The 16,480-nt window shown below is 43.8% G+C and carries 9 protein-coding genes; 1 reads left to right on the top strand and 8 read right to left on the bottom strand.

Annotation, left to right across the window (positions count from 1 at the left end; genetic code table 11):
• Positions 1-69: 69 nt before the first annotated feature.
• From HMPREF9010_RS09555 to HMPREF9010_RS09585, 7 genes are all read right to left on the bottom strand, one after another.
• Positions 70-981 carry an NDP-sugar synthase gene (locus tag HMPREF9010_RS09555; RefSeq protein ID WP_004299937.1) on the bottom strand — a complete coding sequence of 304 codons (912 nt, stop codon included), beginning with the start codon at positions 979-981 and terminating at the stop codon, positions 70-72.
• A gap of 128 nt (positions 982-1,109) precedes the next feature.
• Positions 1,110-3,452 (bottom strand): BamA/TamA family outer membrane protein, encoded by a 2,343-nt coding sequence (locus HMPREF9010_RS09560; protein ID WP_008649728.1) that lies wholly within the window; start codon positions 3,450-3,452, stop codon positions 1,110-1,112.
• Between the two features lie 2 nt (positions 3,453-3,454).
• Entirely contained in the window at positions 3,455-7,966 is a 4,512-nt protein-coding gene (locus HMPREF9010_RS09565; protein ID WP_008649727.1) for a translocation/assembly module TamB domain-containing protein, read from the bottom strand.
• A gap of 114 nt (positions 7,967-8,080) precedes the next feature.
• Positions 8,081-10,414 carry a hybrid sensor histidine kinase/response regulator gene (locus tag HMPREF9010_RS09570; RefSeq protein ID WP_008649725.1) on the bottom strand — a complete coding sequence of 778 codons (2,334 nt, stop codon included), beginning with the start codon at positions 10,412-10,414 and terminating at the stop codon, positions 8,081-8,083.
• 33 nt (positions 10,415-10,447) lie between these two features.
• Positions 10,448-11,806, bottom strand: coding sequence for an MATE family efflux transporter (locus HMPREF9010_RS09575; RefSeq protein WP_008649724.1), 1,359 nt, complete (start codon positions 11,804-11,806; stop codon positions 10,448-10,450).
• Positions 11,807-11,890: 84 nt separating this feature from the next.
• Positions 11,891-13,129 carry a M16 family metallopeptidase gene (locus tag HMPREF9010_RS09580; RefSeq protein ID WP_008649721.1) on the bottom strand — a complete coding sequence of 413 codons (1,239 nt, stop codon included), beginning with the start codon at positions 13,127-13,129 and terminating at the stop codon, positions 11,891-11,893.
• Between the two features lie 5 nt (positions 13,130-13,134).
• Positions 13,135-13,974 (bottom strand): peptidylprolyl isomerase, encoded by an 840-nt coding sequence (locus HMPREF9010_RS09585; RefSeq protein ID WP_008649720.1) that lies wholly within the window; start codon positions 13,972-13,974, stop codon positions 13,135-13,137.
• An 87-nt stretch (positions 13,975-14,061) separates the two neighbouring features.
• On the opposite strand from HMPREF9010_RS09585, the gene HMPREF9010_RS09590 reads away from it, so the two are divergent.
• Positions 14,062-15,435, top strand: a complete 1,374-nt coding sequence (locus HMPREF9010_RS09590) for a sigma-54-dependent transcriptional regulator (protein ID WP_008649719.1) — start codon at positions 14,062-14,064, stop codon at positions 15,433-15,435.
• A 619-nt stretch (positions 15,436-16,054) separates the two neighbouring features.
• On the opposite strand, the gene HMPREF9010_RS0124540 is transcribed toward HMPREF9010_RS09590, so the two are convergent.
• Positions 16,055-16,480, bottom strand: a 426-nt coding sequence (locus tag HMPREF9010_RS0124540) for a transposase (protein ID WP_008649718.1), incomplete at its 5' end; no start/stop codon positions are given.

Here is a 16,480-nt window from a genome sequence, read left to right as displayed (position 1 = left end):
GTTATGAAAAACAAAAAGAGCAGTCATTCTTATGAATGACTGCTCTTTATCTTAATCAATGGCTCTTCTTTAGAACAACTTAGCAGGATATTCACCGGCATCTACCAATGCCTGAATCTTGTCTACTACGCTCTGACGGTCTTCCGGATAAGTGACGCCGAACCACTTGCTGGTAGTATCCAGTACTTCAACAGTGGCAGTTCCGTCATTAATCAATTTATCTACCATCAATGGGATGAAGAACTCGCTCTTCAGGTTTTCCATATTCTTCGGATCGCTTAGGAAAGTCTTGAAGAATTCCTGGCTGTAAGCGAAGTAATCAGGAGTAAAGCCCCAGAAGTTCATACTTACCGGAGTCGTGTCGGGAGTAGCCGTCCATTCGCCATCATCACCGATATATTTCACTTCACCGTCCAGACGTTGAATCTTCGTACGTTCTACTACAGATGTCAACAATCCTTTAGCATCTGTACTACAGATACCACGAGATACCGTACCGCTTTCGCTCAATGTATTTCCTACACGGAAACCTACCATCGAATAAACGTTCTTTGAATTTTCGGGAAGAGCAGAAAGGAATTTACCCATCACCTGGAAAGAATCGCGACCATAGAAGTCATCACAGTTAATCACTGCAAACGGTTCTTTAATCACATCAGCGCCCATCATTACTGCATGGTTAGTACCCCAAGGTTTGGTACGGTCTGCCGGGCAAGTAAAGCCTTCCGGAAGATCGTCGATTGATTGAAATACCAGTTCGCAAGGAATGTGACCTTCGTATTTGGAAATAATTTTATCACGGAAATCCTGTTCAAAATCTTTGCGGATTACAAATACAAGTTTGCCAAATCCGGCATTGATAGCATCATAGATTGAGTAATCCATAATAGTTTCGCCATTAGGACCCAGTCCGTCTAATTGCTTCAAGCCTCCATAACGGCTACCCATACCGGCTGCCAATAAGAATAAAGTTGGTTTCATAAATTGTGTAATATTAAAAGGTTAGTGATGTCAACGGCATCAGATTTCGTTGCAAAATTACAAAAATAGTTGAATCCAACAGGACAAATATCAATCATTATTTACCAAAATCGTACAAAAATCATTCATTAGAAGGGATAACCGATAGCAAAATGTATTCCCAGATTCTTCATAAAGGATCCTGTGACATTGTAATATCCGCTTCGTTCTGTATCGTAAGGCAGATGCAAAGGAATACCGAAATCAAGACGGAACACAAGAATATCCATATCATAACGAATACCGACACCGGTGCCCAAAGCGATCTGTTTCGGGAACGTTTTCAGTTCGAGTTGTGAATTGGGACGGGCCTCATCCTTGCGCATCAGCCAAACGTTTCCCGCATCCAGGAAAGTGGCTCCCCAAAAACTTTTAAAGATACGGAAACGGTATTCTACATTTGCCTCAAAACGGAAAGTACCCGTCTGGTCGAGGTAAGAATAGCGGCTTTCCGCCGGATGGTATCCGCCCGGGCCGATGCTACGTACTGTAAAAGCGCGGATGCTGTTGGCACCACCCACATAGAATTGTTCGCTGTAAGGGGCTATCGTTGCATTACCGTAGGCGAAGAGAGCGCCCAAAGCTACACGGGAAGCAATCTTATTATTCTTGTCCATATTCCACAAATGGCGGAATTCCGTATTCAGTTTCACAAACTGCGCGAAAGGGACGTTCAGCAAACGTTTGTCCTCTTTGCTGAAAGACTGACCGAAAGCACGGTAAATCACCGAGGTCAGGTTACCGGCAGAGGTTACAGTCGATTGCCACCAAATCGGATTTTTAATACCGCGTGCGGAAGCATTATCATAGGTATAGGTATATTCCATTGCAGGAATAAACTGATCTTTCAAACTGATATATAATGCAGGATTGGCATCGGCAATTTCCCTGAACTCTTCCGATTGGTGTTGAAGGACGTTGAATGTCAGTTTAAAAGGGGTGATACTATGCCGGCTTGTACGTGTCGGCTGGAAATCGTAGGTAGCATTTCCGCCGAATGACAACAGTTTATAATACCTGGCACGGTTCAACTGGTCGATGTATAGACGGAATGTAGTGGTAGCCGGGAAGTCAAACTCCCTTTTCCCCCAATGCGGGAAAACCACGCGCGGGAAAGTCAGAGAGGTGGAAACTCCCATCTCCCAGCTGTTCATCAAAGAGCTTTTTTCTCCTCCGCCGGTTTGCCATTCATAAGAGCCTTTCAGCTTCACGTTCCAGCTTTCGCCACCTCCGAATACATTGTTCCGAGTGACGCCGAATGATGCCCCGGGACCGGTTTGGTCGTTACTTTTGGTTACGACATTCAATTCCAGTTCGGCGTCCAGTGGCTTGGCAAATGTGGCCTGCATGGTTACGTTCAACGTATCACAAACGGCTGTCGTATCTTTCGGAGCATATTGCAAATCCAGATAACTGAAGATTCCCAACTGGCTAAGTTTCTCCTGCACCTGCTCCTGCCGATACTGACTGTAAAGACGGGTACGATTGGAAGCCCGCATCTGTGCATTCCGCACAAACTGTTGATAGTTCAACCAACGATAAAGCATATTCGGACGTACCTGCAATTTCTTATAATAATGTATATTCAGATTCTTATACATCATGCTGTCATTGGGCGCCTCACCATTCTTGCCAAACAGGTAAACAGAAGCATCTCCTACATAGTAAGGACGTTGTGCCGCAGCGGGTAATCCCGGAACGGGAATCAGACGAAGGCTGATATGTCCACCGGGAACCAATGTCGTATCTGCCTGATAAGTCATATAATCGGGACGGAAGTAAAAATATCCCCGGTTACGCAACAGCGTACTGATACGGGTACGCTCTTCATCCAGATCGACCACGTTAAACTGCTCGCCGGGACTTATATAAGACATTCGACGTCCCCGTTCCATAATGCGCAACGTTTGAGGAGTGAAACGCTGATAATAAACCGTATCTATAAAATAAGGATTCTTCATGTCTACCGTATAAAGAATACTTGCTTTCAGGCTATCTTTCTTATCGACCAATGTTTCATAAGTCACTTTCCCATTGAAGTAACCATAATCACGGAGTAAGTTTGTAGCCACCTTAATACGAACCTCCGGATTGACAGTAGAGATAAACACCGGAGGATTGGCAGCCAGGCGGTTGAACATCCACTTTCCAAATCCCTTTTTATATTTCACAAAGTCGTTATACATCCACATTTTAAAAGGAATAGGCAGAAGGCCTCCTAACATCTTTGTACTGGGAGTTTTGTCAAGAGCCGCATCAATCTCTGTTAAAGCCGTCTCTCCTACCGGTGTTGCCGACTTATTCTCTACCACCGTTTTTCCTCCTGTATAAAGTACCTCCCCTTCAGGCAGGTGTTTTGTCACCGAACAACCCGAAAATAAGATGATACCCATCAGGCAACTTGCTAATATGTTACTATATATACCTTTCATGTTTACTTCTTTTTCTTAAAGATGAACAGTTCGCTAAGTTTATCCAGCTTCTTGCGAAGTACCAGACCGACTCCGGTTTCCGTAATCTCGCCTTCGAGTACACTCTCGTAGTTTTTATCGTAGAACAGACGAACATAACGGGTTCCGGTTCTATCCAAACGATATTCCAGGGAGATGTTATCGATAAAGGATTCCGCATCATTCGTCGCATTCTCACCTGTAGAAACCTTACCTCCGATTACAATCTGGAAACGGTTGTTAAAGAGACGTTGTGAATAACGGAAACTGTAATCCGTACGCTTACCACCCGTATCCGACAAATCGTGATCTTCGATACCGACAGAAACACTGGCATTTTTCAAATTTCCCATCAATGAGTTGATTTGGCTGCTTAATACGGAGTTCAGTGCGGAACCCATATTCAGTTTACCCAATCCACCACCTCCGCCACCAATCGGTCCGGTCCCAAGATAGGTTTTCATAACCATAATATAGAGGGCTTGTTTACCTCTCTCTTCCGCCCCCATGGCTGTCAACTCGTTTTGTATGGTTGCATCTTCGGGAGCAGATACATCAAATGCAAAAGAAAGATTATCCAACCGGTTCTTGACAACGATGGACACATCGAAATTAACCGAACGTGTTCCACCGTTCTCTCCCTCGGAAACAGAAGCACGGATACGATCGGTTGCTTTGAAGTTCAACATCGGGTCCATGGGGTTTCCTGTCCATTCCACATAGCTACCGTTATCGATCGCAAATTCTTTGGCAGCAATGACAGGTAAAGCATATTTCATCAAACCGCCGCTCAACGTATAGCGTCCGGTCAATGTCAGATCACCTTGCGGAGTATATTTCATAGAGAGGTCACCTCCCCCTTCCAGTTCGACACGATTGTCATTGCTTGCATCCAAATCGACTTTCAAACGGACGGATGGATCGATATGTACCATCATCACCATGTCCAACCCGCCTAAAGAAACAGTCGGCACTTCTTGTTGGACAACCGTAGTGGTGTCGCTAAACGAAGTAAAGGTTACCAGACTTCCCAAACGATCCTGTACCGTCAACGGCGAGTCGGTCAAGATATAGGAAACGTCTGTATTACCCAACAGGCTCATGTTTCCACGCATATTCAATCCATCCAACGGCCCTTTCACTGTTGCCCGGAAATCGGCAAAGACTTTTCCGTAGACCAGACTCTCACGAGTGCGTTTGGCATCCAGAAGCGTATAGTTCTGCGCCAGCAGATTCAGATTCGCCATCGGTCGGGACATATCCCTGAAATCAACATAACCGTCAATCGTGAATGGAGTTTTTCCTGTTGTATAGATAGCGAATTTATCAAATTCCAACCGATTATTCTTTATCTGTACCGGACGGTCGTCGAACCTGAAATTAGCACCATATTGGCGGGAAAGAACAGAAACGCTATCCAATATCAGTTCGCCATTTATCAAAGGCTGCTCGGTGCTACCCGCAATATTCAGATTACCATCCATATCACCGGCCAGCGTAGCCATTTTATCAGGAATAAATACGTTAGCTACACGTAGCGGGAAATGCTCCAGAGTAGCGTTTACTTCCAGACTGTCTTTTCCTGTCTGGGTTGGAACCAGCTTACCATCCGCCACCATCACTTCCACTTTGTCATGATTCAGATAGGCGTTCAGGTATTGTTTTCCCTGTTCGCCTGGCAGCCAGGTGGCTCCCACTGTCACGTCACCAATTCGTTGACGTTCATAAGTCAATTCATCAATAGCTGCTTCAACCGAAAGTTGAAGATCCTTTTCGGTCTGTACATAGTGCGCTTCCGCAGAGAATAAACCGGTTATTTCCGGGAAGTAAGGAAGTACACTGCTCAAATCAGCCAAACTGATTCTTCGGATTTCCACATCAATATTCTGTAGAGAAACGGTGTCTCCCCGTACAGAATGTACACGGAATCCCATTCCTTCGTCATCCCACATATCTACATTGGCGTATACACGCATATTCTTATGCACATAAATCCAATTATGATTTTCATTGAAATGAAACTTCTGGAAGGCGATTATCGGTTCTTCCGGAATCAAGGTGAGAGCCAGTCCATCGCCTTTTCCTTTGCCCTCGAACAAGGGACGTGCATTGACACCGAGTAATACTCCTGTTTCTCCTTTTCCATTCTTAAAGTCTACCAGCAATTCGGCATCCCGATCACGAATTTCTCCCGTCAGTGTGGTAGAGAAGGAGAATTGCGGATTCTTGGGACCGTTAATAACTCCGGCACGCAATTTCATGAGTGTGGTATCTTGTTTGACGGTAAAGAAGATGGTATCCAATTGCAAGGTATCTACTTTCAAGGCGTGGATAGCGGCTTTTCCATTAATTCCCCAGTTGGGAGCCGTTCCGAATTTCACTGAAGCGTCATGGTAAGCTATCTTCTTGGTAGCCAGAAAATATGCCAAAGGGTTCTCTTGTCCTGCGGAGAAAGAGAAAATAGCAGTTGGCAATGCTTTGCGTAATTCAGCGTGATTCAAGGCTTTCTCATCAATCTGCTTCATCAGTACATCCACAAAATGAGTGGACTGACGAATCAAAGGATTAACACCGGAACGTGCACTCAAATCGAGTTTCATATCTCCGGAGATTAAATGGGTAAATACGCGGTTCTGACGAGCCTCTGCCGAAAAATTGAAAGTCAGCGGACGCTTCATTGGCTCCGGCATGATTCCCAGTTCATGCAAATCCAGTTGGGTGACATCAATCGTTATTTTACCGTCGGGGTAGCTGTGTGCCAGATTGTATTCAGCATCCGTTGTCATTTTCAATAAAGCATTGTCACTTGTCAGATGTGCAGTGACCAATGCGCCTTTAAGTTCTCCCGTCAGATCAAGATTGGAAAGATGGTATTTAGCATAATGAAGCTGATCTAATGAAAGATTCAATTTGGCAAATGAATGGTAGGACATGACATCTAATCCACGACCATTAGCCGCAGCCGAAAGAGAAAGTTCATAGATAGAGTCTTTCGGGAGGAAACTATGAAGTTGCAGATTGTCTATTTTCAGATCAGCCTTATAGACTTCGGTAGTGGTATTTAAGGCTGCATTCACGTCTATAGCTCCTTGTCCTTCTTTCAAACGGAGATTTGCTTTATATTCAGGACCTTTGATATCCACTTTCGCCACCAGATTCATGCTGTCAGGAATGACAAGCGTACCATTAGGCGCTTCTCCCGACAGAGCGGTCAGGAAGTTCAGGTTTTGAGTAGTCATTTTCAGGCCGATGGTTCCGGTGCGTGTGAGGCTGTCGGTGAGGTTTTCCAAAAGGCCACCGCCCTCCAATGCAAAAGCACCCGGCAGGTCTACCGTGAAACGGGAAATCTGCATTTCTTTCAGATTGCCGTCCGTGCCGGCACGGATGACGAGCGGACGAAATGGATAGGCTTCTTTGAAGCTTTCGGGCAGACCGCCGGCAAACAGCATGACGTCTTCTTTGCCGATATAAGCATTGAGACGGGCGGATAAGCGTCCCGTAGTGGGGATATTGACCAGTTCCCAATAGGTATGGGCAGATAAATCGATTTCAGAATGGGGAGTGTTCAGTTTCAAACCAGGAACACAGATAACTGAATCATTGGAGTAGGCTCTACCCGTCAGGGAAGTGACGCTCAATCCGGAACGTTCGTTCATGGTAAACTCACGAATGACTGCGTTCATATCCCTCCCTTTATACAGCAAGGAATCCAGAGCGATGCGAATATCCCGGACGGCAATATGAGAAGCGTCGAAGCCCTCTGCCGGTTGAGCAGTTCCGGTATCATAGCTGGCGGAGGTTCCCGATAATAAGAACTTCTTCAAGTCGTAGTACTGATTCTTCAAATCTGCTTGAGCATCATCGATGGCCGCTTCTCCAATATGGGCCGCCATACGCATGGAATCAGCAGGAAGTTGCATACTGAACGATACATTTTTCAATTTCAACTGATGAAGAGCTACTTTCCAGTTGATCGGAGCAGAAGCTGTGGTATCTTTGGGCGTAGTTGTGGTATCATTCATCAGTAGCTGCACGTGAGTGTCGGATAGTTCGACCTGATTGATTACCGCTAGTTCATTAGACAGATCGACGCCATGACTTTGCAGGAAGAAACGTCCCAAAACGCCTTTAATCTTCATTCCCTCCATCAAATCGGCTGAATTAACGGCTACCCGGCTCAAAGTGACTTCATCCACTTCTACTTTTCCTTTTATCAACGGCCATGCCTGTACACGGACATTGAGACTTTCCAAAGACAAAAGGGTATCCGGCTGTTGAATAACCTCCACGCCACGTACCAACAGATTAAGCGGGAAACGAAGGTCTATCCGCTCCACCTGAATCTGCATGCCGGTTGCTTTAGAAGCGTATGCAGTAACCTCCCGACGCAAAAGATTCTGAACGGGAGGAACATAAAGCAATACCATTAGTATTACAAAGAGTATTATAGGAGTAAGCAATATCCAGCTTACCCAACGTATCCATTTTCGTTTCATGTAAAATGTGTCAGTGTAAATAAGGTGACACAAAGTAAACAAATTATTTTGAAAAAAGGTTTGGGTAATAGTAAGAAAGATACAGATAGTAGCCAAGGAGTAGAAGAAAACGGCTTATTGGGTATTCTTCATTACCTCCAAATAATGCTCCGCTTCACTAATTATTTTACGGACAGCTTCTAATGTATTGAATGTTGTTTCTTCTATTTTTTCCGAAAATTCTTCTCCACGACAAGCCTCCAACCATTTTAATGGGGCGATAGTATCCTCCGCTCCGATCATTGTGAAAAGAGGGAGAAGTTTATGCGCCATGGCAGCTATCCCGTCCACTTCTTTTTCATTCAATGCTTGTTGCATCCGTTCGACATTCTTGCCTGTCTCTTCAATAAAAGTGTGAATGATGGAGTATGCTGCTTCCGGATCATCTTCAGAATAAGCAGTCAGTGCAGAAAAGTTGATCCCGACAGTTCCCATATCTTCTGTTATATGCGCTTCATCGGCCGAAAGTTGACCTTCATTTACTGTTAGCAACAATTCCTTTACTGTAAACGGTTTATGCAAACAACCGGCAAAACCATGTTCATGTAAAGCGGCTTTATCCATTTCACTACGGGCAGTCACAGCAATAACAGGGATTGTTTTTGCTTGTGGTATATTAGAAGCCCGTAATAGTTTTACCAGATCAAACCCGTTAATGGCAGGCATTTGTATATCTGTCAGCAATACATCGAAGACGGAAGAGCGAAGTTGTTCAATCAGCTGTTCCAGCTGTTCACAACATACGGCATCAATACCATGCTGTTTCAACATGGCAGCAGTCAGACTCAGCTGAATCTTATCGTCATCAATCAAAAGCACACGAATGACTTTCATGGGAGGAATGGCAACCGACTGTTTGGGAGCGTATGGACTTTCGTCCTCCGAAGATTCATTTTCCGGAGATTCGCTTTCCGCAATGGATTTACCTACCGGATAAAGAGGTAAAGTTACAGTAAAACAGCTCCCTTTTCCTAATGTGCTTTGCACGTCAATGGTTCCTTCAAGCAAGGTTACCAATTTCTTCACAATAGAGAGTCCGAGTCCGAAACCTTCTTCCCCCTGCGCACCGGAAAGACGTGTAAATTCTTGGAAGATACGTTCACGATCTTCTGATGCCATTCCTTTTCCTGTATCGGCAATGGCGATGGTTAACTTAGAAGAATCATAACTGGCTGTCAGGCTAATTTCTCCTTTTTGAGTAAACTTTACGGCATTGGACAAAAGGTTGTTCACAATTTGCCGGAGTCGCAAAGGATCGCTGATATATCCTCCGTTCAGTTCCGGAGCGACGTGACATTGCAAGGCTAATCCTTTGGCAGCAGTCAGAGGTTCGAAACTGACATAAATTTCATCAAATAGCTGGGAGGGGTTAAAGGTTACACGATTCACTTCCGCTTTATTGAGATCAAGTCGATGGAAATCAAGCAAGTCACTGACTAACTTCAATAAATGTTCTGAAGAGCTTTTCATATTGTCGAGGTAGAATCGTTGCCGTTCATCTTCTGTCAGCCGGGACAGGAGTTCGGTATATCCCATAATTGAGCCTAACGGAGCTTTAAAATCATGGGTAATGGCAAGCATCAATTTTTCACGGGCGATCAGTAAATCTTCCGCCCGTTTATTCGCCACCTCCAATTGCTGGCGGTAACGGTTGCTACGGGAGATATCCCGCATAATCAATATCAGGAAAAAAGCCGATAATAGTACGGCACCAACCGCGATACCGCCGATGATACGTGCCGACCGCATCCTCACTTCCTGCTGAAGTTCGGCATCCTGACGGGCACGCAAGGTCATTTCTTCCTCATACTGTTTAATCAAGCTATCCATCCGTGCCGTCAACTGCGTATTCATCCGCTGGTACTTTGTACTGGTACGCCGGATTGTTTTCCTCCGTTGCAACCGTTTTTCTTCGGTAGCCATGCGGATTTTCTGCTGAAGAGAGTCTTTGGAAGTGGTCGGTTGGAGAATGGTATCAGTGGCTACTTCCAACGATGTATTTACTAATACGGCACTGTCTTGTTTAGAAGGGGAAAACACTTCGGCGAGTCGTTTGAAGAATCCCTTCTTTTTAGGAGTAGTGATTAACGAGTCACGTTTGGTGATGACCCGATGTTGTACCCGTTGCTGGGTAATCACAGAATCCTGTTCGGATATGATTTCTTCGATTTCCGAAGCAGAGAGAAGGCTGTCGTTTGCCTCACTTAGCACCCGCAACATCTGAATCGTGTTTTGATCTTTCTCATGGAGAAGGGTCAATAAACTGTCTGTTCTTAAATTCTGTTGATCGTCGGCGGCCGACAATGCTTCCATCTCACGATGTACAAACACCAGCGAGAAAAGGAGGATCGCCAGCAACAAAGTGTAACCGGCGGTTATTTTCAACTTTGTAAAACGGAAGGAAGCCATTGGGGTTAAGTATTAAGTTTTAAGTATTTAGTATCAGGTTTGAGGATGAGGTTCGGGGAGTTTCGTCATGTGATGAAAACGCCACCAAAGCATCAATCCTGCGCTCGTCAAACCAAAAGGAAATGCCATCCAGACACCTACTACTCCCCATCCCATCACAAAGCCGCAGAAATAACCTACAGGAAGAGAAATAATGAAATAGGCGACAAAGGCAATCACCATCATTAGTTTTACATCTGAAATTCCACGCAAAGCGTTGGCGAAAGTAATCTGCAGTCCGTCGCCAAACTGATAAACGAGGAAAGGGAAGATTAGAGAGGTCACCATAGCAGCCACTTCCTGACTGTCGGTAAACCAGCCTCCCAAGTAATTCCGGCAAAGGAAGACAATCAAAGAAAGCACAACGCCCAATGTCATCATCAGATGAAAACCTGCATAGGCAGAACGACGTACATTGATGATGTCATTCTGACCTTTGAAGTTACTGACACGAACAGCCACAGCAGCACCCATACCGTAATACATCATAAATGTAAACTGCGAAATAGCCAGCATAACCTGATGAGAAGCCAGAGCGATAGTACCCAGCCAACCGATCATGATCGCACTTAGACTAAAAGAGGCTGTCTCCATTCCCATTTGAAAAGCAACCGGCCATCCGAGACCATTCAAATGCCCAAATATAGCTCGTGACCACCCCAAACGGAAAAAGCCAATCTTATAGCGGACAAAACGCGGACTACGCATAAAGATGATGATAAATATAATCACCATCACGATACGCGAGAACAGCGTGCTGACACCTGCTCCCAACAGACCTAACTCGGGCAATCCGAGCTTTCCATAAATCAGGATATAGTTTCCTATGATATTCAAGACATTTCCACCAAGCAATATCCACATAGCGGTTTTTGTATCCGTAATTCCGTCTGTAAACTGCTTGAATCCATTGAAAAGCATGACAAACACTAGTGAAGCGAGCAAAACAAGGTAATACGGTTTAATCAGGGGAATCAATTCTTCCGGCTGTCCGAGACGTTCTATATTTAGATAAAGAACAGTCATACAGACAGTCAGCAGCAATGCAACCATCAGGTTTGCCAGCAAACTGTTGCGTAAAGCCTGTCCCGCAGGGGCATACTGGCGGGTTCCATACAAACCTCCCACAATGGGAGTCAGCCCATACGAAAAACCCGTACTGAAAATAATCGCCAGATTGAACACATTATTGACGAAGGAAGCTGCTCCCAGCTCAATCGTACTATGATGCCCGATCATTAACGTATCCGCAAATCCAAGAACGATTACTCCTATTTGACCGATCACAATCGGCAGTCCGAGAAAAATTAGTGCTTTATAATGCTCTTTATATGTACTATAAATATGTCTCATTTACTTTTCCGTTACCTAAACGTATCTCCATTTTCAGGCAAAGGGACTTTTCCCTTTCACTGATAGATTATAAAAAGGGAGAATTTAATTTTGTTGTTTCTTATAATATAGTATTACTCCGTTCTCCTTACGGAAAGCAGATTGAGCTACCGCCCGCAATTGTTCAGCCGTGACAGACCGATAACGATCAACCTCTTTTTCCATGTCCTCCGCCCGGCCAAGCAATTCGTACCAAGCCAGGTTGGTTGCCACATTCAAATAATTGATGTTGCCGAATATCTGGGTGGACTCAAATTTGTTCTTCACTTTTTCCAGTTCCTGTTCGTCAACCAATTCTTGCTGCAACAGTTCCAGTTCTTCCCGCACTGCCGCTTCCGCCTGTTCCAGGGTGACACCTGCCGAAGGTTTACCACTAATATGGAATAACCCCGCATCTACACTGCCGGAAATATAGGCATCTATACTTGAGAATAATTGTTTCTGCTGTACCAAACGCTGGCTCAAACGGCTGGAACGCCCGTTGCTCAACACATCCGACAGAATATCAAATGCATAATAATCCGGATGGCAATGGGCAGGCATGTGGTATGCCATAAATAAAGAATCGAGAGGAACATTTCTCTCTACCGTCAGCCGGCGCTCTTCCGTCTGTTCCTGCTCCTGTGGCAGGTTCCGTTGAGGAACTTCCCGACGGAGAATAGAGCCGAACCATTTTTCCGTCAAAGCAACCGCCTCTTCGAAAGAGATATTGCCGGTCACAGCTAATATAGCATTATTAGGAGCATAAAAACGGAAAAAGAATGCCTCCACTTCTTCCAGCGTAGCATTGGCAATATGCGACAACTCTTTTCCGATAGTAGGCCATTGATAAGGATGCGTCTGATAAGCCAGAGGACGCAAAAGATGTCCGATATCCCCATAAGGCTGATTCAAACATCGCTGTTTGAATTCTTCCATTACTACTCCCCGCTGTACCTCCAGACTCCGTTCGCTAAAATCAAGACTCAACATCCGGTCGGATTCCAACCAAAAGCCGGTTTCTACGTTCTGACGAGGTACAGTGAGGTAGTAATTGGTTATATCATTATTCGTCCAGGCATTATTCTCTCCACCCGCCAGTTGAAGCGGCATGTCATAATCGGGAATATTCACCGACCCTCCGAACATCAGATGTTCAAACAGATGGGCAAAACCAGTATGCTCGGGATCTTCGTCGCGAGCTCCCACATTATATAATATATTAAGGGCAACCATCTGTGTACTTTCGTCTTGCGAATGTACCAGACGTAACCCATTATCAAGAATATGCCTGTTGATTTTCATATATTTCAGTCAAGTATTGTCACCTTTGTTATTTTTACATCTTCTTCGGGACGATCGCTGCGGTCGGTTTTCACCTGCTGGATTTTATCCACAATATCCAGACCTTTCACTACTTCGCCGAACACAGTATATTCGCCATCCAGATGCGGAGTTCCTCCTACCGTTGTATAGGCTTCAATCTGTTCCGGAGTGAAATGAAATTCCGGTTGTTTGGCTGCCATTTCCTGTGCCTCTGCAAACAACTTTTCCTGCAAATCATAAAGACCGTTTTCATCATTTGCTTTTCGCATCTTATAAATTTCCTTCATGTGTTTCTGTGCCAGCGTATTGAAAATAACATTAATCTTATTCTCATTCATCTGGCTTTCCATACCCAGCAAGGTAGAGTCATTGAACACCTTACCTGTCACGATATAGAACTGACAACCGGAAGATTCTTTCTTCGGGTTCACATTATCTCCCTGACGGGCAGCGGACAGGGCACCTTTCTTATGGAAATATTTAGGATATACAAATTCAGCGGGAACAGTATAACCTACATCTCCCGTACCCAGCATTTTTCCTTTCGGTGCATTCTTTGAGTCCGGATCACCGGCCTGAACCATAAAATCTTTGATAACACGATGAAACAGTGTGCCCTCATAAACTCCGTCCTTCACCAGTTTGATAAAATTATCACGATGTTTCGGTGTCTCATTATATAATTTCACCTCAATGTCTCCTAAAGTTGTTTCAATCTTTACCAACGTTTCTTTATCCATGTCTCCTCCTTTTTTTGTTCCAATTTTGCAGGCAGTAAGTCCACAAAACGATATGGTTAATATTATCAATAGAATCTTTTTCATAACACTTTTATTTAATTTAAGTTTGCAAATATACCACTTTCGCCCAAAACCTCTTACCTTTGTGACTTAAAAGAATCAAAACTTGATATGATGAGATCCATATTGATCGTTGAAGATGATATTACTTTTGGAATGATGCTAAAAACCTGGTTAGGCAAGAAAGGGTTTGAAGTGTCGTCAGTGAGCAATATTGCACGCGCCCGGAAACATATCGAAAGCCAAAACGTCGATCTGATTTTGTCTGATCTACGGCTTCCCGACCACGAAGGCATTGATTTGCTGAAATGGATGAATGAACAAGGCATGGATATTCCTCTGATTATCATGACTGGTTATGCAGATATACAATCTGCCGTGCAAGCGATGAAACTGGGAGCTCGGGATTATGTCGCCAAACCGGTGAATCCGGAGGAGTTGCTGAAGAAAATCTCTGAAGCCCTACAGGCAGGAAAAGATACGGGTACTCATAACGTCGTTAAATCTTCTTCCAAGAAAAGTCCTTCCACTCCCTCCAAAGATTCAACAGAAAATCGTCATACCTATTTGGAAGGAGAAAGCGATGCCGCCAAACAACTCTATAATTATGTAGGACTGGTAGCTCCTACCAATATGTCCGTACTTATCAACGGCTCCAGCGGAACGGGAAAAGAATATGTAGCACATCGTATCCATCAGCTTAGTAAACGAAATGACAAACCGTTTATTGCCGTAGATTGTGGTTCTATCCCCAAAGAACTGGCCGCCTCCGAATTTTTCGGTCATGTAAAAGGATCGTTTACGGGTGCTCTCACGGATAAGACCGGAGCCTTCGTTGCAGCCAACGGTGGTACTATCTTTTTGGATGAAATCGGTAACCTTAGTTATGAGGTACAGATACAACTGCTCCGAGCCTTGCAAGAGAGAAAAATACGTCCGGTAGGTTCTACACAGGAGATATCGGTAGATATTCGTCTGGTGTCTGCCACCAATGAGAATCTGGAACAAGCCATTGAAAAAGGTACTTTTCGTGAAGACCTTTATCATCGTATCAATGAATTTACCCTTCGGATGCCCGACCTGAAAGAACGGAAAGAGGATATCCTGCTTTTTGCCAACTTCTTCCTCGATCAGGCAAACAAGGAACTGGATAAACAGCTAATCGGCTTTGATGCGAAAGCATCACAAGCTCTACTCAATTATCACTGGCCGGGTAATCTACGCCAAATGAAGAACATTGTCAAAAGAGCGACTTTACTAGCACAAGGCAGTTTTATCACTCTCCTTGAACTGGGAACCGAACTTCTGGAAACTCCGGCATCTTGCACCACGAGTATCGCATTACGCAACGAAGAGACCGAAAAAGAGCATATTTTGGAAGCATTGCGCCAAACCGGAAATAATAAGAGCAAGGCTGCGCAATTGCTGAATATTGACCGAAAGACTTTATACAACAAGCTAAAACTTTATAATATTGATTTGTAATCCTGCAAATTTACTAATCATTCTGTCTCCTTGATCATTTTGGTACGGAAATGAATGAAATATTTATTTCATTCCAGTTACCTTACTATAAAGTTTAAAAAGGTATAATTATCTTCCACCTTGCACTTTCGCTATTTATCATTTTGATATATAGAGGATTAGTAGAGTGCAAGATAGGGTGGAAGATAGTGTAAGATGCGATTATCTTGCACTCTTTTTTTCGGTGATTAGTTACCGGATGATTTCTACGGCAGTTTAATTTTGTTTCGAGCACTTGAACAAAGTGTTCGCAGGCTTGAAACAAAGTGTTCGAAGCCTTAAAACACTTTGTTTCTCTATAGTAAACACTTTGTTTCACTATAGGAAAACATCATGTTCGCCTATATGAACAAAGTATTCTACCCATATATTCTGCAAATTGCTACGTACTTTTTATTATTTACTATAGTCCTTTTTTGACTTTTTTGATAGTGCAAGATAACCGCATCTTACACTATCTTCCACCCTATCTTGCACTCTACTAATCCTCTATATATCAAAATAATAAGTAGCAAAAGTGCAAGGTGGTAGATAATTATACGTTTTTAAAGGTTCTTCGTCAAATTTGGTGGTACTTCTTCTATTGTGAATAAATAATCTTCGCTCTCAGTAGTTTAATTCCTGCCCTATTGTACATCTGTCTTTTTACCGCTTTAATTTTATTCACTGTCCCCTCCAGTAATCCGTTACTGAAGGGGATATCAATAGCTGCCTGTACTGCCTCCCAGTCTTTTTCAATACCATATGCAAAGTTCGTCAGTGCCATATTCCGTGTTGCCTTCGCTTTTTCAATCCACTTTCTAATATCCTTATCATAAGTGTTCCCATTAATCATATCTCTGAAATTCTGACACACGCTTAAAAGTTCTTTAATCTGCGGTGAGGACTTATACAGTTCCGCTAGTTTAGGATTATCCGATTCTCCCTTTAGAATGTATTTGCGTATCTGATTCTGTGAAACTCTCTGTATTTTACTTCTGTTTTCAATGCTCTCATTATGCTCCTT

Origin of the sequence: Bacteroides sp. 3_1_23 (assembly GCF_000162555.1) — a bacterium.
GTDB lineage: Bacteria > Bacteroidota > Bacteroidia > Bacteroidales > Bacteroidaceae > Bacteroides > Bacteroides ovatus.
Note: the sequence above shows the minus strand (reverse complement) of the source record. Positions and strands in the feature narration are given on the sequence as shown.

Excerpts from the sequence above, each read along its gene's own strand:
- HMPREF9010_RS09565 (WP_008649727.1), bottom strand. The coding sequence starts at position 7,966 with ATGAAACGAAAATGGATACGTTGGGTAAGCTGGATATTGCTTACTCCT.
- HMPREF9010_RS09560 (WP_008649728.1), bottom strand. The coding sequence starts at position 3,452 with ATGAAAGGTATATATAGTAACATATTAGCAAGTTGCCTGATGGGTATC.
- HMPREF9010_RS09580 (WP_008649721.1), bottom strand. The coding sequence starts at position 13,129 with ATGAAAATCAACAGGCATATTCTTGATAATGGGTTACGTCTGGTACAT.
- HMPREF9010_RS09590 (WP_008649719.1), top strand. The coding sequence starts at position 14,062 with ATGATGAGATCCATATTGATCGTTGAAGATGATATTACTTTTGGAATG.
- HMPREF9010_RS09575 (WP_008649724.1), bottom strand. The coding sequence starts at position 11,806 with ATGAGACATATTTATAGTACATATAAAGAGCATTATAAAGCACTAATT.
- HMPREF9010_RS09555 (WP_004299937.1), bottom strand. The coding sequence starts at position 981 with ATGAAACCAACTTTATTCTTATTGGCAGCCGGTATGGGTAGCCGTTAT.
- HMPREF9010_RS09570 (WP_008649725.1), bottom strand. The coding sequence starts at position 10,414 with ATGGCTTCCTTCCGTTTTACAAAGTTGAAAATAACCGCCGGTTACACT.
- HMPREF9010_RS09585 (WP_008649720.1), bottom strand. The coding sequence starts at position 13,974 with ATGAAAAAGATTCTATTGATAATATTAACCATATCGTTTTGTGGACTT.